General features: G+C 44.6%; 22 protein-coding genes and 1 other RNA gene. 16 read left to right on the forward strand and 7 right to left on the reverse strand.

The window, feature by feature from the left end; all coding sequences use genetic code 11:
• The gene (locus tag JFQ59_RS04115) at positions 1-990 is read left to right on the forward strand and encodes an RAMP superfamily CRISPR-associated protein (RefSeq protein WP_202319141.1); all 990 of its coding nucleotides are present in this window, start codon (positions 1-3) and stop codon (positions 988-990) included.
• Positions 971-3349 (forward strand): CRISPR-associated helicase Cas3', encoded by a 2379-nt coding sequence (gene cas3, locus JFQ59_RS04120; protein ID WP_202319142.1) that lies wholly within the window; start codon positions 971-973, stop codon positions 3347-3349. Before JFQ59_RS04115 ends, cas3 begins: the two co-directional genes overlap by 20 nt.
• A 90-nt stretch (positions 3350-3439) precedes the next feature.
• On the opposite strand, the gene JFQ59_RS04125 is transcribed toward cas3, so the two are convergent.
• Positions 3440-4168, reverse strand: coding sequence for a helix-turn-helix transcriptional regulator (locus tag JFQ59_RS04125; protein ID WP_202319143.1), 729 nt, complete (start codon positions 4166-4168; stop codon positions 3440-3442).
• 135 nt (positions 4169-4303) lie between these two features.
• Here JFQ59_RS04125 and JFQ59_RS04130 point away from each other — a divergent pair, with 135 nt between their 5' ends.
• The 5 genes from JFQ59_RS04130 to JFQ59_RS04150 are packed head-to-tail and all read left to right on the forward strand — an operon-like array spanning position 4304 to position 7789.
• Positions 4304-5053, forward strand: coding sequence for a hypothetical protein (locus tag JFQ59_RS04130; RefSeq protein WP_202319144.1), 750 nt, complete (start codon positions 4304-4306; stop codon positions 5051-5053).
• On the forward strand, positions 5040-5339 hold the full coding sequence (locus JFQ59_RS04135) for a hypothetical protein (RefSeq protein WP_202319145.1): 300 nt from the start codon (positions 5040-5042) through the stop codon (positions 5337-5339). Before JFQ59_RS04130 ends, JFQ59_RS04135 begins: the two co-directional genes overlap by 14 nt.
• A 26-nt stretch (positions 5340-5365) precedes the next feature.
• Positions 5366-6175: a class I SAM-dependent methyltransferase gene (locus JFQ59_RS04140; RefSeq protein WP_202319146.1), complete on the forward strand. Its 810-nt coding sequence runs from the start codon at positions 5366-5368 to the stop codon at positions 6173-6175.
• Between the two features lie 17 nt (positions 6176-6192).
• Positions 6193-7122 (forward strand): haloacid dehalogenase-like hydrolase, encoded by a 930-nt coding sequence (locus JFQ59_RS04145; RefSeq protein ID WP_202319147.1) that lies wholly within the window; start codon positions 6193-6195, stop codon positions 7120-7122.
• Positions 7123-7126: 4 nt separating this feature from the next.
• Complete coding sequence (locus JFQ59_RS04150; RefSeq protein WP_202319148.1) at positions 7127-7789, forward strand: flavodoxin family protein; 663 nt, start codon at positions 7127-7129, stop codon at positions 7787-7789.
• Here JFQ59_RS04150 and rtcA read toward each other — a convergent pair.
• The 3 genes from rtcA to JFQ59_RS04165 are packed head-to-tail and all read right to left on the reverse strand — an operon-like array spanning position 7786 to position 9999.
• Entirely contained in the window at positions 7786-8787 is a 1002-nt protein-coding gene (gene rtcA / locus JFQ59_RS04155; protein ID WP_202319149.1) for an RNA 3'-terminal phosphate cyclase, read from the reverse strand. The two genes, JFQ59_RS04150 and rtcA, sit on opposite strands and share 4 nt — an antisense overlap.
• 30 nt (positions 8788-8817) lie before the next feature.
• Positions 8818-9417: a TM7S3/TM198-like domain-containing protein gene (locus tag JFQ59_RS04160; RefSeq protein ID WP_202319150.1), complete on the reverse strand. Its 600-nt coding sequence runs from the start codon at positions 9415-9417 to the stop codon at positions 8818-8820.
• A gap of 36 nt (positions 9418-9453) precedes the next feature.
• Positions 9454-9999, reverse strand: a complete 546-nt coding sequence (locus tag JFQ59_RS04165) for an endonuclease dU (protein ID WP_202319151.1) — start codon at positions 9997-9999, stop codon at positions 9454-9456.
• A 34-nt stretch (positions 10000-10033) separates the two neighbouring features.
• Here JFQ59_RS04165 and JFQ59_RS04170 point away from each other — a divergent pair, with 34 nt between their 5' ends.
• Positions 10034-10537 carry an HD domain-containing protein gene (locus JFQ59_RS04170; protein ID WP_202319152.1) on the forward strand — a complete coding sequence of 168 codons (504 nt, stop codon included), beginning with the start codon at positions 10034-10036 and terminating at the stop codon, positions 10535-10537.
• Positions 10525-11007, forward strand: coding sequence for a Mut7-C RNAse domain-containing protein (locus tag JFQ59_RS04175; RefSeq protein ID WP_202319153.1), 483 nt, complete (start codon positions 10525-10527; stop codon positions 11005-11007). Before JFQ59_RS04170 ends, JFQ59_RS04175 begins: the two co-directional genes overlap by 13 nt.
• Positions 11008-11179: 172 nt before the next feature.
• On the opposite strand, the gene JFQ59_RS04180 is transcribed toward JFQ59_RS04175, so the two are convergent.
• Positions 11180-11329 (reverse strand): 50S ribosomal protein L40e, encoded by a 150-nt coding sequence (locus JFQ59_RS04180; protein WP_202319154.1) that lies wholly within the window; start codon positions 11327-11329, stop codon positions 11180-11182.
• Positions 11330-11485: 156 nt separating this feature from the next.
• On the opposite strand from JFQ59_RS04180, the gene JFQ59_RS04185 reads away from it, so the two are divergent.
• The 4 genes from JFQ59_RS04185 to JFQ59_RS04200 all read left to right on the forward strand — a co-directional run bounded on the left by JFQ59_RS04185 (position 11486) and on the right by JFQ59_RS04200 (position 14761).
• Positions 11486-12136 carry a helix-turn-helix domain-containing protein gene (locus tag JFQ59_RS04185; RefSeq protein WP_202319155.1) on the forward strand — a complete coding sequence of 217 codons (651 nt, stop codon included), beginning with the start codon at positions 11486-11488 and terminating at the stop codon, positions 12134-12136.
• Between the two features lie 140 nt (positions 12137-12276).
• Entirely contained in the window at positions 12277-13779 is a 1503-nt protein-coding gene (locus tag JFQ59_RS04190) for a DUF2193 domain-containing protein (RefSeq protein WP_202319156.1), read from the forward strand.
• Positions 13780-13815: 36 nt separating this feature from the next.
• Positions 13816-14022 (forward strand): DUF2180 family protein, encoded by a 207-nt coding sequence (locus JFQ59_RS04195; protein WP_202319157.1) that lies wholly within the window; start codon positions 13816-13818, stop codon positions 14020-14022.
• 4 nt (positions 14023-14026) lie between these two features.
• Complete coding sequence (locus JFQ59_RS04200) at positions 14027-14761, forward strand: MIP/aquaporin family protein (RefSeq protein WP_202319158.1); 735 nt, start codon at positions 14027-14029, stop codon at positions 14759-14761.
• A gap of 4 nt (positions 14762-14765) precedes the next feature.
• Here the strand turns inward: JFQ59_RS04200 and JFQ59_RS04205 are convergent, their stop codons facing one another.
• Together JFQ59_RS04205 and pheT are read right to left on the reverse strand one after the other, a co-directional pair.
• On the reverse strand, positions 14766-15908 hold the full coding sequence (locus tag JFQ59_RS04205; protein ID WP_202319159.1) for a cofactor-independent phosphoglycerate mutase: 1143 nt from the start codon (positions 15906-15908) through the stop codon (positions 14766-14768).
• Positions 15905-17548: a phenylalanine--tRNA ligase subunit beta gene (gene pheT, locus JFQ59_RS04210; protein ID WP_202319160.1), complete on the reverse strand. Its 1644-nt coding sequence runs from the start codon at positions 17546-17548 to the stop codon at positions 15905-15907. The genes JFQ59_RS04205 and pheT overlap by 4 nt, the downstream gene beginning before the upstream one ends.
• 220 nt (positions 17549-17768) lie before the next feature.
• Here pheT and JFQ59_RS04215 point away from each other — a divergent pair, with 220 nt between their 5' ends.
• From JFQ59_RS04215 to rnpB, 3 genes are all read left to right on the forward strand, one after another.
• Positions 17769-18671, forward strand: coding sequence for a sulfite exporter TauE/SafE family protein (locus tag JFQ59_RS04215; protein ID WP_202319161.1), 903 nt, complete (start codon positions 17769-17771; stop codon positions 18669-18671).
• Positions 18672-18675: 4 nt separating this feature from the next.
• Positions 18676-19080: a hypothetical protein gene (locus JFQ59_RS04220; RefSeq protein WP_202319162.1), complete on the forward strand. Its 405-nt coding sequence runs from the start codon at positions 18676-18678 to the stop codon at positions 19078-19080.
• A 54-nt stretch (positions 19081-19134) separates the two neighbouring features.
• An RNA gene (rnpB, locus tag JFQ59_RS04225) (RNase P RNA component) lies at positions 19135-19388 on the forward strand.
• Positions 19389-19417 lie beyond the last annotated feature (29 nt).

Below are 19417 nucleotides of genomic sequence, written 5' to 3' on the forward strand. Positions count from 1 at the left end.
ATGACGTGGAAATGCTATCTCACAATCTTCAAAGCAGAATCTCCCGTGCACATCGGATACAGACAGATTGGCATCTTGAAGACAACTCGCTACTACATCACAGGCAGGGCAATGTGGGGGGCGATAACAGCCAATTTAACAAGAGCGTTATTCAGCAGTCCAGATGCGCAAGACTATCAGGCGGTTGGAAATTTCGTCAGAAAAAACATAAGAACAACATACTTCTATCCTGCCATAAAGAAAGATACTGTAAAAGACCCAGAAAAGTGGAGCGAATGTAAGGTTGAAGATTATCTCGTTTTTATGCCCGAATATACTGATGAAGGATTAAAATTCGGTAAGAAAACTAAGGAAGAGTTTGAACAGACATTCATTGATTCCTTTGTCTCCACCGCCCTCGAACCGCAAACAAAAACAGCGGAAGAGGGAAGTTTACACGAGTTTGAGTATATTAGAAATAAGATCAATATAGGTGGAAAAGCTACTCAGGTTTACTGGATCGGATACTTATTCGTAAAGCATAACACATATGAGACGAAAGATAATCAGGGAAAAAGGGTTTATAGAGTGGAATTAAAAGAAAGTGGAAAGGATATTGAAATCAAATTTAAAAATGAAATAACTTACAAGGCTTGTTTAAAAGGTGCTTTAAATCCGTTATTTGTAGGCGGAGAAAGAAACTACGGTTTTGGTAGGCTAACACCTGAATCAGATTTTGTAGAGAGCCAGAGGTTATTCGGAAAATTCACAGTTAAATTAAATGCTAATGAACCAATAATGGAAATTGATACAGCTTTCGCACATTTAGATCTGGAAGGTGCAGAATTAAAAGGAGAGCTCTTAGGAGAAATAGAACCTGTTGTCGGTTTGGAGTGGTCTGATGAAGGTGCAGGACAGAGGATAAGTAGTTTTGAAATATGTGCACTTCCAGGAAGTAAAATAGGAAAATCTTATATCAAGGTTGGAAATTATGGAATCCTTAAAAGATAGAATATTTGCAAAACTTGAACTCAAAAACGGAGAAAAATATTTCCAAACCCTTGAAGGCCACACTACAGATGCGCTTAAGATACTTAAAGCATACATCCAGCAAAACTACGACGTAATCGCCCAGTTTTGCGATAGGCGGGAGTTGAACAAAGAAAAGTTTCTAAGAAATCTCTTTTTAACCGTGTATCTTCACGATATTGGTAAGTTGACAAAAGAATTTCAGGAGAACATAAGGCAGAACAGAAGGTCTCAGAAGTATCCACATGCCTATTATGGCTTCTTTTTACTTTACGAGTCTTTTACGGACACGATTATAGAGATTCCAATAGAGCTTGCTGCAATTCTTGGACATCATACTCAGCTATATGATCAGCTTTATTCTGACCATAATCAGTTTGAGAGACCTACTTTCCTTGTAAACGAGATAAAAGAGTTCGTGAACAATGCCACGAAAATCTATACAGAACTCGGATTTAATGAATTTTTTGTGTTTAATGGATTTGATATCGTAGTTCATGAGTCGAGACCAAGACCAAAAGTAGTTAACAAAGTGAGAAATGAGTTTGTTAAGAGAATAAATGAGTTTGTGGACGAGAATAGAAACTGGGAACGAACAAAGTCAATATTCTCGTACTTCTTTGCAGTACTACAAATATGCGATGACTACGCAAGCGCTCATTTTTCGAAATTTGTGGAAAGTTATAACGGCGAACAGAGATTATTCGATAGCGTCCTTGAAAATCCCGATGAATACGTTCCGTTTCTAAAAGTTGATGACCCTATCAAAAAAGTTCTTGGAGATAAAGACCCCTACAAATTCCAAAAAGATCTACTTGATGCACCAAAATTTGTAACTCTCTTTGCCCCATGTGGCAGGGGTAAAACTGAGGCAGCTTTATTGTGGGCACTAAATGCGCTGGAGAAATACAGACGAAACAAAATCGTTTTTGCAATGCCCACACAGACGACAAGCAACGCTATGTATGATAGACTCAAAGCAATTTTTGGTGAAGAGAACGTTGGGCTTTATCATGGAAGATGTTTCATTAAACTCAGAGACGACTTAAAGAAAGAGACCGATGAGGATTTTGAGGAAGAAAAAGATGTAGAGGAAATAAGAAGTGAAACTTTTAAAGGCAATACCTTTTTCAAGCCGATAACAATTACGACAGTTGATCACCTAATTTACTCATTCGTTAAGGGGTTTAGTCAGGCTGACTTTGCTTTGGGAAATCTACAGAATGCTGTTATTATTTTTGATGAGGTGCACTACTACGAGAAACTAACCTTAGAACATCTGCTAACTCTGTTTAATTTGCTGACAAAAATGGACATTCCCCATTTACTTATGTCAGGTACTTTACCAGATTTTATGCTTAAAGAGCTGGATAACTGCTACAGGCATATTGTTGACAAAGAAGGTCTTGAATTCATACCGTTTAAGCTTGAGCTTCATGGAAGACCTATGTTCGATGATGATGTTGTAAATGAGATTGTGGAAAACTACAGAAAAGGATTAACACAATTTACAATTTTAAATACTGTTGAAAGGGCAAAACAATTTTATTTAAGGCTAAAAGAGGAACTAAAAAACTCAGACGAGCCAAACATAATGCTCTACCATTCTCAATTTACTTATAACGATAGAGTAAAAAAAGAAAACGAAATTTACAGTAGAATAAAAAATAAACCCTTCATTCTGGTCGCAACGCAAGTAATTGAAATCTCGCTGGACATTTCATGTGATGTTATGTATTCCGAACTTGCCCCACCAGACGCTCTTGGACAGAGAGCTGGAAGACTTAACAGAAAAGGTAGAGAGTGGAGCAATGAGTTCGAGCATGTTTTGAAGATATACACGCCAGAGAAACACCTTCCTTACGAGGAAGATTTGTTTAATAAGGTGCAATTGAATGTACGGGATTATCAAAAGCCGATGAGTTATAAAGAGGTTAAGGAGTTTTGTGACAGAGTTTATGCAGATTATACACTTGAAATTCCGAGCGATCTGTTATCTCTCTTCAGAAAATGTGCAGTCTTTGGGTATAACTGGAAAGACATAACATTTGACGGTGAAGAAGGGCGAATATTCAGGGTTAGAGATGAAAAAATCCAGTATGTCGATGTTATACCAGAGTGTATTTACGAAAAAGAGGGGGAGAAAGCACTTAGAGTAGAAAATATGGCAAAAATACCTTTATACTATCTGTTGGAAGACATTAGAAGAGGATTAGGATATTTTTATCCTAAAGAAATTAAAAAAGGTAGAAAAATAAAAGTGTACTGGATCTGTCGCTACCCGTACAGCTACGAAATTGGATTTGAAAACAGAGGGGATGAAGAATTTACGATTCTGTAGTTGACAAGAATTTTGCCGAGCTAATAGAAAGTCCGGAGAGTAACGGATTGAACTGGAAATTGACGAAGTTGTAAAGAGAAACGAGGAAGATTATTTGGAGGATAATTTACTCAGACAATTTTTAGGGTAAGTCCTCAAATTCGGTTTTAAGCATAATTTCATAGCTTTGGTGTAAAAATACTCGTAAATGTCTTTTCCCCATTTTACAGCCTGCTTATCTCTTGAGACTATCACCTTTTTCAGATCAATCCCACCGCTAATGAAGGGAAGGGCCAAAGTTATGCGTTGATCCGTTGTCACGCAGATAATATGTATACCGTCAGCGACTATCTTTCCACAGCCAGCCTCTTTGCCAAACACGACCTCTAAATCAGTATCTATCATGGAAAAAGGGAGTGCAATACATGAAACCACCTTTGCCCATTTGGCGTTTGAGATCTCATTTTCGAGATAGTGAAAAAAGTCCTGATTTAAGGACACCACATTGTAATGACCAAGATCACTTATCCTAATCATCAGGTGGAGTGGTATAGAGCTGAAATCGTGTTCAATCCAGAACTCCAGATTCCTCTCGAATGTTGTGGTGGTTCTGTCAATTGCATCCAGCAATGAGTAAGCAACTTTTCCTATCATGCTCAGCTTATATTTTCTTCCTTCCCTGCAGATAAGTCCAGAACGCTGGAGCTTTTTTAGATGGATGGATAGAGAAGTGTGGTTTATACCGGTTTTTCTTTTTAACTCCGAAAAAGTCGCCGGACTCGATGTTAGAGTATAAAGTATATTCATACGTCTCCGGCAGGATAGTATCTCTCTGATCATGCATAACACAGTTCTATGGTGTTAAAAAATTTTACTAAGTTGTTAATTATAGTGAACATTTTTAATATGAGTAAGTAAAATTAAGTTTGAGCAAAAAATATATTGTAGAAAGACATCACATTGCATGGTGGTTCCATGAAGCTCTCAAAGGTAGTGGTGTGCGGATTGGTGGTATTGCTTGGGGTGAGTGTTTGCTCTGCCAGAGATGTGTTGGAAGTGAATGCAGACAACTACAGGTGGAGTTACATGTATTCGGGAGAGACCGACTATTTCTACTGCTCCTGGAGCTACCTATCAGGTGAGCCACATGATGCATGGAAGGTTCAGATACCACTGTATTACGTTCAGGTACTCGATCACTGGGATGGAGGGAGTATGTGGACGGAACCAGGATACTACACGTGGTTCATAGTGGATGATGTGGAGAGTGGTGACTCTAGCCCATATGATTCATACAACGACCTGCCAGCGCCGTGGATAAAAGTCAAATACGATGTTGATTCAGAGAGAACTGTTACCTACGAGTGCAGAGCAAGTTTGTGGGATCGTGTCATTGATGTTTGGGGAATACCGCTCTACTGGAAAGTTGTAGAGGAGAAGGACTCCTTCACGATAACAATCGCTCCGAAAGGTTTTGGTGTGAAGCATTTAGATGTGGAAAAGCAAACGAAAAGTGTTAGAAATTACGAACCCCTCACACCCCTTGTTAAAACGATAGGGAGGATGATGGCAATCAACGCCCTAATAAACAACGCAGAAAAGCTGAAAGACGTGGATGCACTGACCATAGAATACTCCAACGGAGCTTGGATTGTCAAGGGATACAGGATGGAGGGAAAAGCCTTTACAGAGGAAGTATTCCGGTTCAAATATGAAACCACTTAAAACCGCACTGAGCCTTGTCGGAGCAATCTTTGCAGCGGCAATCGCATCCGCTCTGCTCTTCCACTTTTTATCCGTGCTCGGGATGTACAGCAGAGGTGCAAGAGTTCTCACCCTGTCCTTCATCGTCCTCGCCGTCATTCCCGTCTTCAGGAGGCTGGAGATTCCAGTACCACTCCTGATCCTCGCTGCAGCTTTGATCCCTCCTCTCTATCTCGTAGATGAAAGACTGCACGTCGTTGCATCCGTGCTTGTTGGGTTGATCGCATCGAGAAGTAGCAAATTTTAAATTAACCCCTTGCAAACAAGCATCACATGAACTTCTCAACAATTGCGGCGGAATACGAGAAGCTCGCAACACTGCAGAAATCCGCATCAGAGATACTGCTACGGCTTTTGAAAATCGGCGAAAATGATGATGTTCTGGACCTCGGATGCGGAACGGGGCATCTGACGAGGAAGATCAGAGGTCTGACGAAAGGGAGGGTTGTTGGCATAGACCCTTCGGAGGGAATGATAGCGAGGGCGATTGAGGATAGCAGGGGTATGAACATAACTTACAAGATCATGAGCGCGGAGGAGATGAACTACCATGAGAGCTTTGATGTCATCTTCTGCAATTCCGCCTTCCAGTGGTTTAGAAATCCCGAGAGGGCTTTGAGGAACTGCTACAAGGCTCTGAGGAGGGGTGGGAGAATAGGCATACAGGCACCTGCCAAGAATGTTTACTGCCCGAACTTCATAAAGGCTATTGAAGCCGTGAGAAAAGATGAGAGAACGGGAGATGTATTCGCCCATTTCAAAGAGCCGTGGTTCTTCCTCGAAACTGCTGAAGAATACACTTCCCTCTTTGAGAGATGCGGGTTTGCTGTGGTATTTTCGAAAATCGAAAGGGTTGTAACCGAGCATACACCAGAAGAGGTCTTCGGGATATTCTCGTCGGGAGCGATAGCCGGCTATCTCAACCCTGAATACTACGATGTCGAACTAAATGATGAGTATATTAAGGCATTCAGGGAGATTGTAAGGCAGGAATTCAACCGGCAGGCTGAGAATGGCATCGTAAAGCTGGAGTTCAACAGGATTTTTCTGGTGGCTGTTAAAGACCACAAAAATTTTCTGTGAATCGGACAACTGAATGCATGTTCTTCACGGACTGGGAAGGGCCATGGATACTGACGGACTTTGCGTTGGAGCTGACAATGGCAGTTTTCAACAATGAGCGCTTTTTCAGAAATCTGAGCCTTTATGATGACTATCTTGCCTACGAGGTAAAGAAAGAGGGTTATGAGGCAGGTTATACGGTAAAGCTTCTCGTGCCCTTTATCGCTGCGGCTGATATCACAGAGGCCAGACTTGCAAATATTGCTGAGTTGACAGCAAAATTTGTTCCCGACGCAAGTGAGGCCATGAGAAGGTTGCAGAAAATGTGGAAGCCCGTGGTGATCTCAACAAGTTACAGACAGTACCTTGAAGAGACTGCCTCAATGATTGGCGTCGAAGGATACCTGCACGGTACGGATGTCAGCTTTGACAGAATAAAAATATCATCTGAGTTGAGATCGTATTTGATTTCGACTGTAGATAAAATTGCAGGTTTGAAGGGAGAGGAGCTTTTCAGATTCCTCGACGACCTCTTCTCAACTCCCGAAATTGAAGAAATCGTGAGCAGTGTGAGGGCTGTGGGTGCAGGAGAGAAAGCTGAAATTTTAAGATGTTACTGCGAGGAGTACAGTATTGAGTTTCCAGTTGCCATTGGAGACAGCATCTCGGACTACAAGATGTTCGAAGTAGCTAGAAAACTGGGTGGTGTGGCGGTGGCCTTTAACGGCAATGAATATGCCCTTAAACATGCAGACATTGCGATAGTAAGTTCAACTGCCATGAGTGAGGCTGCTGTAGTTGAACTTTTGCTTCGGAGGGGAATGGTCGATTCTGCTATACATTCTGCATGTGCCGGTCTCCGTGAAACCGAAATATATATTATGAGTGATTCCGACTACAGGGAAGTTCTTGAAAAATCGAAAAGGATGAGAGTGAGACTGAGGGGTTTTGCCGGAGAGTTGGGGTGATGTGTTGAAGGCTGTTGGAATTCTCGGATCGCCGAGAAAGTATGGAAATACGTCAAAGATGCTTGATGCAACACTGGAGGAAATGGAAGAGCGGGGCTTTGAGGTGGAAAAAGTGTATCTGATGGGAAAAAAGATAAACTACTGTATTGGATGCGGAACCTGCCTTGCAAAGGGGGAGTGCATTCAAAAAGACGATATGGAGGAGATCAAGAGGAAGATCGTGGAGAGCGATGCAGTAGTTCTTGCATCTCCGGTATACTATCTTAACATTACCGGTCAGATGAAAACGTTTATTGACAGAATGCTACCGTACGGACATAGACCGACACTAACAGGGAAGTATGGTGGAGCAGTAACGGTGTATGCCGGTGTTGGAAGACCGGAAGAGGTTGCAGCGTATCTGAACAGAGTTCTGAAAGCCTGGGGTGTAATTCCTGTTGGATATGCCGTTGGATATGGTGTAACTCCGGGAGACGTTGGTGAGAATGATGTCGAAAGAGCCAGGCAGCTTGGGAGAAGAATAGCTGAAGCCTTTGAAGAAGGGTACAGGGCAGAGGTTACGAGCGAGGACATCGAGCTGCAAAAACAGCTTCTTGAACTGATCAAAAAATATGGAAAATTGATGAAAGCAGATTATGAGTTCTGGAAGGAGAAGGGAATTCTCTAAAATCGTCCCCTGATTTTTATTCTTTTTCTCTCCTCATCAATTTCCACTGCGTTTGCGAAAAAGCTGTTAACTACGTAAGCATTACTTCTCAAGTGCAGTGTAATTTTACTGGTTGTGTATTCCGTCACTCCGTCTGCCATTGAAGCGAATGGGAGTATCTGATCTGCCAGATGGCAGTCGAAAGAGGCTGGATTTGAAAATTCATAGTAGAATTTCTCAGCAGCTTCTTTACCCACGACCTCCGCCCTTTTCCCTCTCTCTCCAAGAGCGCTGCCTCCCTTGTACCCGCTCCAGAGCGTTATTCCGCTGCCGGTCGAGTGGCCTCTAAGCACCTCAATTTTTATCTCGGCATCTATCCCTTTAGCTGCAAGATAGTCCGTTGCAGCTTTTGCCTGCCTCTCAGCCACATGTTCAGGCAGATTCTGACAGTGACTTACGCCATAAGCCTTCTCATGGGCTTTTTTGAATTTTTTACCTTTTAACCTGCCCGGTTCAACAAGGAGCCTTACCACCCCTCCGCCTTTAGGATAGTAACCCCTTCTGAGAACTTTGACATGGCAATCAAGTCCCATATCTCTCAGTGCTCGCAGTGTAACGTGCCGAAAGTAGTCTACAGGAGGAGACCATGCGACATCGGTACCGCCAGTAACCGTAACAGTACTTCTCTGCTCTGCAAAAACCAGAGGAAGCAATATTGACTGGAAAATGAGAGTTATGCTACCGGCAGTTCCTATGTTCACCCTTACATCTCCGCCTCTAATTTTTCCCGGTTTGAAGATGACCTCGGTTGATCCCGGCCTGAGCCCTTCAACCTCAGCACCGGAGATCATTTTTGCCGCCTCAATTCCTCTGAGATGCTGGGCTGCCAGGCCCGGTTTTGGACGGTTTGCTCTTATTCTCACTATTCTCACTGCCTCTCCAGTTACACAGGAGAGCGCTATTGCCGTTCTTAAAATCTGACCCCCACCTTCCCCGTAACTGCCGTCTATCTCGATCACATAGGAGGGTATGAAAGAAGGAAAAAAAGATTATCCTTCTTCCTTCCTCTCTTCTTTATAAAGCACGAATTGAGTGATTATTCCGGTGAGTACGAGTGTGAACCAGAGGAGGTCCATGAATATGTTCGACACCATCAGATCCAAAACCAACCTGGGATCATTAAGGACGTCATATATGTGCATTCCAGTTATCGCCATTTGTGTGGCAAGTACAACGAAAGCTGATCCGAAAACTGACGTTATCAGAACTGTAAGAGGTCTTTCAACGAACAGATTTGTGAATGCAAACAGCCCTCCAAGAACGTATGCGTAAATTGGGTAATTTGGAAGGAGGTACAGACCAAGAAAATATCCAAATGCCGCTCCGGTAACGATCACGCCAAGCTCGTAGACAAGTCCAAAAAGTATGGCTCCTGCGATTGCTGAGAGGAGGATTGCTATCAGGGCATTTCCATAAAACTCTATCACGACGTAGATTCCGACCAGCTCACCGACGAGAAATCCAATTGCTGCGGAATAATATCTGAAGATTCTGTACCCCACAAAGCAGAGTATCAAACCGACTATGATCATTGAGGTGAGAACCGTCCACTGGCTGGTTAGGATTTCAGCCAGTTCTACTGGCTGCATGATATCAGTAATACTTCTGATTTATAAAGTTTGGCTTTACACTTTACCCCTCGATTCGCCGTGGATTATGGCTGAAGCGGCGAGATGGGCGATTCTAACAGCTTCCGGCATGTTTCCTTTCAGACAGCTTACCTTCAGCAATTTTCGAGACTCCTCTACACTCAATCCCGCAAGCTGGACGTAAATATGGTTTATGCGGTGGATTTTGCCGGCTCTTTCGATAATATACCTTCTCATTTTTGCATCGTTCAGATTTTCTATTGCTGAGATGAATTCACTCATTTCAGGCATCCGCCTCATAACCACCACAACCGGAATCCCGGTCTGCTCAAAAACCTGCACTATATCCACCATGTTGAAACCGCCAAAGGTTATACCCGGCAGGAAAATGCATTTCAACTGTTCTCTGAATTTTGATTTTTTTATCATTCCGATCAGCTTCTCAGTTGCATCGAGACCGTCAATTTCTATTTCGGCGTACATGAAACCCTCGACGTAGCTGTCGCATGTAACACAACCAACAAGACAGCACCTTTCATCATCGAAGCTGTCATCGACGCCGAGAAACCTCCATTTCTTCATAAAATTTATTGGTTGAAAGGTTTTTAATAAAGGTATGGATGATCTGGTTAAATTCATACATGAAGCAGGTTCTTTGAAGTTAACGCCCAGGTCAGGCTGGTTAAAGCTCGGGATAAAGCTCCCTGAGAGTGTTGCGGAGCATAGTTTCAGAACGGCTTTGATTGCGTTCATCCTTGTTTTAAAAAGCGAAGGAGATGTAAACAAGGCCTTTAAAGCTGCTACGGCTGCGATTTTCCATGACCTGCATGAAACGAGAACGATGGATCTGCACAAAATTGCCAGGGAGTATGTGAGAGCAGATGAGGGTAGGGCGATTGAGGATCAGATCTCAAGACTGGGAGTTAAACTTGAATTTTCGGATGTCGAGGACTATTTGAGGGATGCGGACAAGCTTGAGCTTGCATTTCAGGCTGTTGAGTACGCTAGCCTTTCTCCTAACGCAATAGAATTTGCAGAAAATATTGAATTGAAGACTGACGTTGCCAGGGGGCTCTACAATGCGCTGATGGATAGGAGAGATCCGAAATGGTGGAAATGAAGTTTTTAACAGACAGAATGCTTGGGAAGCTCACGACATGGTTAAGAATTTCCGGTTACGATACGCTCTGCATTGCAGATGTTGATGTGATAGGAGATGAAGATGATTTTATGGTTGAAAACTTCAGAGACAGAATTTTACTAACAAAAGATAAAAGACTGTACGAAAAATGCGTGAAAAATGGTAGAAACGCATTTCTGATAACCTCAAATGACGTTCTGGGACAGATGAAAGAAATAAAGAGTTTGGGGGTGAAATTTCAGCTTGTAATGAACAGATGCAGTGTATGCAACTCCGAACTTCGAAAACCGAGTGTTGAGGAAGCTTTAGAGGTTATCCGGACTGAAAATCTGTCGGAAGACATGCTCGACTTTGAGCTGTGGTACTGCGGGAAATGCAATAAACTGTACTGGATGGGAGGGCACTGGAAAAATATGAGCAGGTTTATAAGAAAAGTTGAGGAGGACTAAAATACGCTGATATCATCAACACCTTTGGGAATATTTCTATCCAGGCACACTGTAACGGGGAAATCATACCGTACAGCATCCTTCAGGGATTTACCGGACTGGGTTTCCGGGAAAGCCAGAATTTTGAGAAATTCTTAAAATAAAAGCTGATATTGTGAACTGCAGAAATTAGTTACCTGCCCTTCCTCTCCTTCGACTTCGGCCTCAGTCCCTTGTAGCCGCACTTCCTGCATACCTTCGCCTTAATGGGATTCCTCGCATTACACCTCATGCATATTTTTACGTTGAACAGCCTTGCCTCAGCCTCTGGGAATCTTGCCATAGCCCATGCAGGGTTCAGCGTTATTTAAATTTTTTTGGAAATGTCACCACATTTTGCTGCTGGGACTACAACTGTAAGGCCAGATTTTGAAAATTTTATTAAATTTAATAAAACATAACTACAAAAGACTTATCAATTAGGAATCTCACAATATATATGTATCTTCTCAAAGTCAGGGTTGATCAGCACAGATGCTCTCTTGCGGTTGCGAGTAAAAGATGTCCCATACGGGCAGAAATAATATCCTACATATTGCTGAATGACGAGGATGCTCTCTTTTTGGTCAGAACTGCTGATTCTGAAAACGTTACCGAGTATATTAAGGAGGTTGAAAGGCATAAAAACACCAAATTTATACAGGTGCTCGAAAAAACCCCGATAGAGGCGAGCTTTGTTGCCGTTGTAAGCGACACCACCGGTATAAAGGCGTTTGAAAGTTCGTATTGCTTCATAAAACCTCCCATACTGGTGGAGGACGGAAGCAAGATCTACGAGATAATTGTACCCAGCACCAGTTATCTGCCGAAGGCGTATGCGAATCTGGACAAGGTGGGCAGTTGGAAAATACTGGAAATAAAAAATATCGGTGAGAGGAAGGCGGGTTTAACTGAGGCTCAGAAGAAGGTGCTGAAAGTTGCTTACGATCTCGGGTACTTTTCTGAGCGAAGGGACGTTACGATCAGCGATATCGCAATGGCTCTTGGCATAGCCAAGAGCACGGCACATAAACACCTCAAGATAGCTATTTCAAAACTTGTGGAAAAGTATATTCAGGAGAAGGAACTTGAAAAATCGCTGCTGATATAGGGTTGGTATTATTACAATAATCAAGAGGACATGTCCATCATTATCCCGGAATATGTTTCAGGATTTTTCTGAACATGTCTACTTTATAGGGCGCATATGTACGCCAAAACGATGATGGTTAGTTGTGATTATTATTTTTCATGGCAGAAGAAGTAATTGAGAAAATGGTTAAGGAGGCCATGGCTGCCCAGTGGGCGGATGTAAACGTGGTAAAAGAGAAACGAGGTGGGGAATTCGTCATTGACGATGTTAAACCCTACGTGGATGCTGTGAATAAGATGAAGGCGGTGGGGAATCAGAGTAAAGCTGTCATCAGGCTTCACGTTGACAGCGTGAATGCGCATTATGAGATTCTGAAAAGCCTGACAAAAACTGTAAGGCCAGAAGACGACCCATTTGTGGAGCACTACCAGACACCGGCAATCATGGAAATTCTGTACGAGGAGGATGAAAGCTTCAGAAAAAGCATAGATAAGTTTATCGAGGCAATTGAGAAGGCCGAAGCTCTGATCGGCCGTGAGGTTGTGAGAAGGTACGGTGGATTTTACGGACCAACATGTGTTGTTGACTTTGCCCTTATTCCGGGAAGCACGAGCAACATCGTAAACAGAATACTGCAGACAGTCGAGCTACCAAAAGAACACGCTCAGGCAATCCTTGCTTCGAAATCATGGGGGATGAACACATCATATGGTTTCGGCGAGGTTTTTGCAAATGAAATTGAAAAGGGTGCGACACTCAGCGATGCGATAAGAAAAGAGATTGAGATGATCAAGCTTGTTTATGATCAGCCAACGGAGGCGCAGGCAAAGTTGATGGATGAGCACGGTCATGAGAGCTTTGATGTAAGAAAGTACATGTCGGAATACAAGAACAGGATGAAGGGGGCAGTGAAGGAGGCCATGGACGATGGTGTACACTATGGCAACATCGTAACTGTTCCTGCATACTGTGTCGGAGATGCAGCTCACCACATTGCCCAGTCGACATTCAACATGTGCAAGGATGACGTTGTGATGGCAGTCATTGAGGCAACGAGTAGTGTTATGGACACAACGCTGAACTCAAATCTGGACAGGTTCAAGAATGAGTACCAGCCTTTGAGTGTAGCGACGGGTTCTGGAGCTGTTGCTGTGGAGTACATTCTGGAACTTGATGGATTCACCGCACCGATGATTGTCGATCTGCTGACAAAGAGGTTCCACAACTATGTCCAGCTTTATCCCACAAGGGGTGCAGCAGCAGAGCTGCACAACCACGACTTCATGGACATGATTTACAGAGGATGGAAATACATCGATCAGGCGAGAAGAAACAGAAATGGCCTCTCTGAAAAGCTGGTGCCAAAGGTTGCAGGGTTTGAGGTTAACCTTGATCCGATACACGAGAATGAAGTGCTGATGAACCCGCAGCGCTATGCGTATCCGGGATGCGCAATCAGCGTAAGATTCTCCGCCCTGATGAGACTTGCCGACTATCCGTGTCTGCTGACAAGCGAGCCTGTTACTGCAACAATGATGACCAACATAATAGCACTGCACAAGGAAACACCAGCTTCACCGGCAAGAGTCTGCAAGGATTGCGCAACCGCAGCACTTGTTGATTTCAGGCATGCATATTGCCAGTGGAGAGAGGCAGTTTAATTTCTACTTTTTTAAATTTTTAGAGAGGTGATTATTATGAAGTGTTACATCTGCAAGGAGCAGGGAAGAGACACCGATGCTGTTGCCATCTGTATCGTCTGCGGAATGGGAGTTTGTACGGAGCATCTTGTGAGACAGGAAATTGATGTCTGGAGGGGAGATTATCCGTTTCCTGCAAAGAAGCTCAAAAAAACTATACCGAGAATTCTCTGCGTGATCTGTCACGAGGCGTACCAGGGGTGAAACGATGAGCCTGGCTAAGCGATTTACCGCTGAGATCGTTGGGACGTTTATTCTGGTCTTCTTCGGCCCCGGTGCAGCAGTGATCACCCTTATGATTGCAAAGGGCGCATCAAAACCAAATTCGTTTAACATAGGTATAGGAGCGCTCGGTGGACTTGGCGACTGGCTTGCAATTGGAATGGCCTTTGCACTTGCCATTGCTGCCGTGATATACACCCTCGGCAGGATAAGCGGTGCGCACATAAACCCCGCAGTCACCATAGCACTCTGGAGCATAGGCAAGTTTCCATCAAGAGATGTGGTACCCTACATCGTAGCTCAGATGATAGGCGCAGCTCTGGGAAGTCTGCTGTTCCTCGCATGCGTTGGACCCGCAGCAGCGACGGTTGGGGGTTTGGGCGCAACTGCTCCATTTCCGGGTATCGGCTACGGGCAGGCAATACTGGCCGAGGCTATAGGTACATTTCTGCTCATGCTGGTAATAATGGGTGTTGCTGTTGACGAACGCGCCCCGCCGGGATTTGCAGGACTGGTTATCGGTCTCACAGTTGGAGGGATAATCGTCACGATAGGCAACATAACGGGCTCATCACTCAATCCTGCAAGAACTTTCGGACCGTATCTGGGAGACTCTCTTATGGGTATAAATCTCTGGCAGTACTACCCGATTTACGTCATAGGACCGATACTCGGAGCAGTATTCGCTGCGTGGCTGTACAGAGCTCTGTCTGAAGAATAAACCTTTATTTTTTCATCATTAGTGTCATCAGCCAGAGTCCGTCAACTCTTCCGAATTTTCCTTTTAGACAGCTTCTTTCGCTGTAAACTCTAACGTCATCTTTTTTTGACCCGTAAATGGCGAAAGGAACGGGTTCTGCAACATGAGTCCGTACCTTTATCGGTGTGGGGTGGTCGGGAAGGAGCAGTATCCTCATTTCGTCCAGATCAACCCTGTCGAGAATCTTTCCCACTATGTTCTCATCATAAAGCTCAATACCCTCCACCTTCCTTTCTGCATCTCCTTCATGGCTGACTTCATCAATCCCCTCTGTGTGAAGAACGACCAGATCGTGGTCTTTAAGGGATTTCAAACAGCTCCTCACAAGCCCCCTGTAGTTCGTATCTATATATCCCGTAATCCCCTCAACCTCAATTACATCCATCCCCATGCCTTTTGCGATTCCTGCAAGAAGATCCACCTCACTGATCATCGCCCCCTTCAGCCCGTACTTTTGACTGAATTGGGGTAATGAGGGCATTCTCCCCCCGCCCCATGGCCATATCATGTTTGCCTTCTCCGTAACTTCAGGCATCACCACTGCTGACCATTCAATCAGCTCTCTGAGCAAACCGGCTAGCTCTCCGTCGGATGGGAGATAGTGATCAATTCTTCTCCCCTGTATGTCATGGGGCGGGTATGTGGTGACATCGTCCTCAAACCGTCTGTTCAAAATAAGGAGATTTCTGTAGCTTTTACCTGCATGGAACTCTACGAAATCATATGGCTTCTCTGCATTCAGTACATCTATGACTTTCTTCGCCTCTTCATCGCTGATCCTGTTGCCCGAGTAATCAGCCATTATTCTGCCGTCAACTCTGACCAGGTTGCAGCGAAAAATGATCTCCCCGCCAACCCCCCTCGCCAGAGCCTCTATCGGTCCTCTTCCTGTGTAGTGTTTCCTGACATCGACGCCAAGAATCGTAAGGTTCGCAACATCGCTTCCAGGTTCGAAACCTCTGGGGACGGTATTTGCAACTCCGCAGGCACCTTCTCTGGCTATAAAATCCATGTTTTCCGTATCTGCAATTTCAATCGGTGTTTTATTCCCGAATTCCTCAATACTCCAGTCGGCCATCCCATCCGGGATCAGAATCAGGTATTTCATAGCAGATACCCTGTGTCGAAGATGTGACTCAAATCGAGCTCAAATGCAACTACTGGCATCGTCAGCTCGAATGTGTCAAGAACCTCCGGGTGGATCTCTCCAAACACCCCCACATTTTTACCCTCCACAACAATGTTTGCCCCTCTTCCGGCAATAAAGGCCCCATCCTCAGTCTCTTCCACGTCCCATTTCAGTCCGAGTTCCCTCATAACAGCCTGAACATAGCTCCTGATCTCCGCAAAGTTTGCTTTTGAGTGGGTGAGGCATGCTGCCACTCTGAGCCTGTTTTTACCCCCAACCACAACATCGCCAACCTCAAAAACCTTCTGCGGCATCTCGTGGTGCTTGTTGTACGACAGGAGTTCGAGAAGCTTGGGGAGAAGGTGTGTACGGACAATGGTGTGCTCTGTCGTCAGGGGATGCATAACGGGGATAAAATCCTCCCAGGCTCTGGCGTCTCTCCTCATACTGGCATACATCACCTTTTCATTTGTGAGCGTGAACGTGATAACCTCGATAAAGCCGAGTCCGATCATTATTTCTTTTATCATTCCCCTGATTTCATTCCAGGGATGTGTTTCGCCGAAAGTCAGGGTTGGCGGAATTTCTGGTTTGATTTTCTCGTATCCGTATCCAATTGCCACATCCTCAATTACGTCCCACTCGTGCATGATGTCAGCTCTGTAAGGGGGTATCCCCACCCTGACCTTCGAATCTGAAATTTCACACGAGAACCGCATTTTTTCAAGAGCATCTTTAATCTCATCGGCTTTGATCTCAAATCCAAGGAGAGAGGACATCTCCTCAATCTCAATCTCCATCACCCTAATGTCCAGATTTGGAGATATTTCAGTTCTGTTAGGATACACAATTTCAACGGCCTCAATTTTCCCTCCTCTGTCACTTAGCATGCATGCAAGGATTGCCAGCGCCCTGTCGACGTTTTCATCGAACCCGGTTACGTCTATAAACAGATCTGTTGTATTTTCAGTAACTCTTGTTTTTTCTGCATTGATTATCGGAGGGAAAGAAATTACCTCATTGGCCGAATCAACTATCATCGGATATCTGTCCTTACCCTCAAGGATAAAAGAATACTCCTTTCCCTTCGGATGTTCCATCAGGATCTCTTCAACAGTCATTTTTCTGTCAAAGTCAAGCGGTACGAAGGAGAAGTTAGAATCGACAGCTTTGTATGTTAGCGGAAAGTTGACCTTGCTCAAATCGTGAACACCAATGGCCATTTTTCTCCTGTTCCTGCCTACTGTCCAGTGCAGATCCTCCTGAACTTCCATGAGGCTCCTTATAACTTCGTCAGTTATTTTTATGTTCTTAACGACACATCCAACGATTCTGGGCCTTACCCCCATCACGCTGTCATCCACAGTAATTCTCCATTCTCCTTTTTTGACCGTATAGCGCTTTAACCCAGTTTCAATGCCGAGAAAACCCCTCAAAGCCCTTGCTACTCCCTCAACACTGTACAGATCAGGGCGGTTCGGGAAGAACTCAACATCAACATGATCTTCCTCAACCCTCTCTATATCGCAGCCAAGCATTGGCAGTCTTTCCAGTATTGTTTTTCTGTCGGCTCCGGTAAGTCTCTCAAGCTCGTCCCAGTACAGTGTAACAACTGGCATTGGAGTTGGGATTACAGCGGGGAATAAAATTTTTTGCATTATGCCGATTGCTGATCGACGGTGCAATACATGTGGCTCTGTGGCTGCAGCATGGGTTGAATCTGCAGAGGGCTGAGCGTTGTTCGGGCTTTCCAAATTCACACTTAAAATCATAGAGAAACCGTAAAATTTTTATTAAAAAAACATTAAGTTTTTTTGTTATATTGCAGGAGGTAGAGTTATGTACTCGCTTGGTGTGTGGTTCTGGCCTTTGTTTCTGTTCTTTTATACACTGCTAATAGGCATAATAGCACCCATATCGGGTGTTGGAGGTGGAGTTCTCTACGTACCCCTCACTGACGTCATAACACCCTTCGACATAGATTTCATAAGAGGTGCAGGTCTCGTGATGGCTGTAACCTCTGCACTGTCTTCAGTTCCCTTTCTGATCAGGAAGGGTCTGGCGAACGTTAGACTGTTCGCCGTCATCGCACCTGTTATGGTGATCACATCCGTTACCGGTGGGATTGTCGGACTTTGGGTTACAAATGTGCTTCCCGGTGGAGAGGATTATATAAAGATCCTCCTCGGCAGTGTAATACTTCTTGTCTTTTTCGTAATGATTCTCTCCAAACGACTGGAGTTTCCCGACGTGAGGGATGAGGACGTGGATCCCTGGTCTAGGAGGCTGGGAATAGTCGGCGCATGGTATGAACCGAGCCTGGAGAGAGTTGTGGAATACAAGATCAAAAATCTGCCGCATGCAATGATTACGTTTGGCATCATAGGTTTCGTGGCAGGAATGTTCGGTCTGGGGGCGGGATGGGCTAATGTTCCGGTTTTAAATCTGGTTATGGGTGCACCGATCAAGGTGGCTACCGCCACAAGCATGCTTATTATCACAGCAAATGCTCCCGCTATTGGCATATATCTGTCCAAGGGTGCAATTTTACCGGTGGTTGTAGTTCCATCGATTTTGGGAATAACCATCGGAGCAAGGATAGGGGCCAAGATAGCTGAGGTTATACGACCTGTTTTCGTCAGATGGCTGGTGATAGGAGTTCTGTTTCTGGCCGGAGTGCTCAACATAATCAAGGGGCTGCAGGGTCTCGGAGTTATACCACCCGTTCTTCCGGGAGGGTGATCGAATGGGTAATGTTGAGGTTAGCGTGGATCGGATGAGCCTTCTGTTCGCCAGGGTGATGACGATCTTTATGATAGCCGGAATCATTCTGATGGTCGTCCCGTCAGCGGTTTACTTTGCAGGAGAGGATCAGTACATACCTCTCGAAAAAGCCTACAGGCACTGGAACAGAACGACGGATCAATTCTGGATCCATGTGAAGGGAATACAGGTACATGGTTATGGCTGGATTTTCAGGAATCTTGAGTATTCCGACTGTCAGAGCATGGTCGGGGTGTTTCTGTTAATGTTAACTCCACTGATAAGCATGGTTGCGGCAATATTCAGAGCCCCAAAGGTGTTCAGACTCCTGTTTGGAATTGCGGCAGTTGAGTTCGTGATATCGATAATAGTGAAGGGTGTGCTGTGATACTGATGCGGCAGATGGATAAAGTATTAAACTTTAGATGCGGTCTGTTATGGGGAGCGGCGGTGGGCGGCTAACCTGCGGCCCCCAGCGGGCCGTAAGGAGGAAAGTCCCCCCACCCGCAATGGCGGAAAGTCCCCGAGAGGGGACGGGAGGAGGCACAGAAACGATACCGGGCTGAGGAAATGCGATGATTCCGTAAGGATGAGGTCACTCAGTACCGGATGGAACGAACTCCTCCCCGCCGGGTGCAAGGCTTTGCCGCTCAGACTGATGCCGCCGGAACAGAAGGGGGCTTACTACCGCCACTCCCCGCTAATATTTTATAGCTACCTTTAGC

It is taken from the genome of Archaeoglobus neptunius (assembly GCF_016757965.1).
GTDB classification, from domain to species: Archaea; Halobacteriota; Archaeoglobi; order Archaeoglobales; family Archaeoglobaceae; genus Archaeoglobus; species Archaeoglobus neptunius.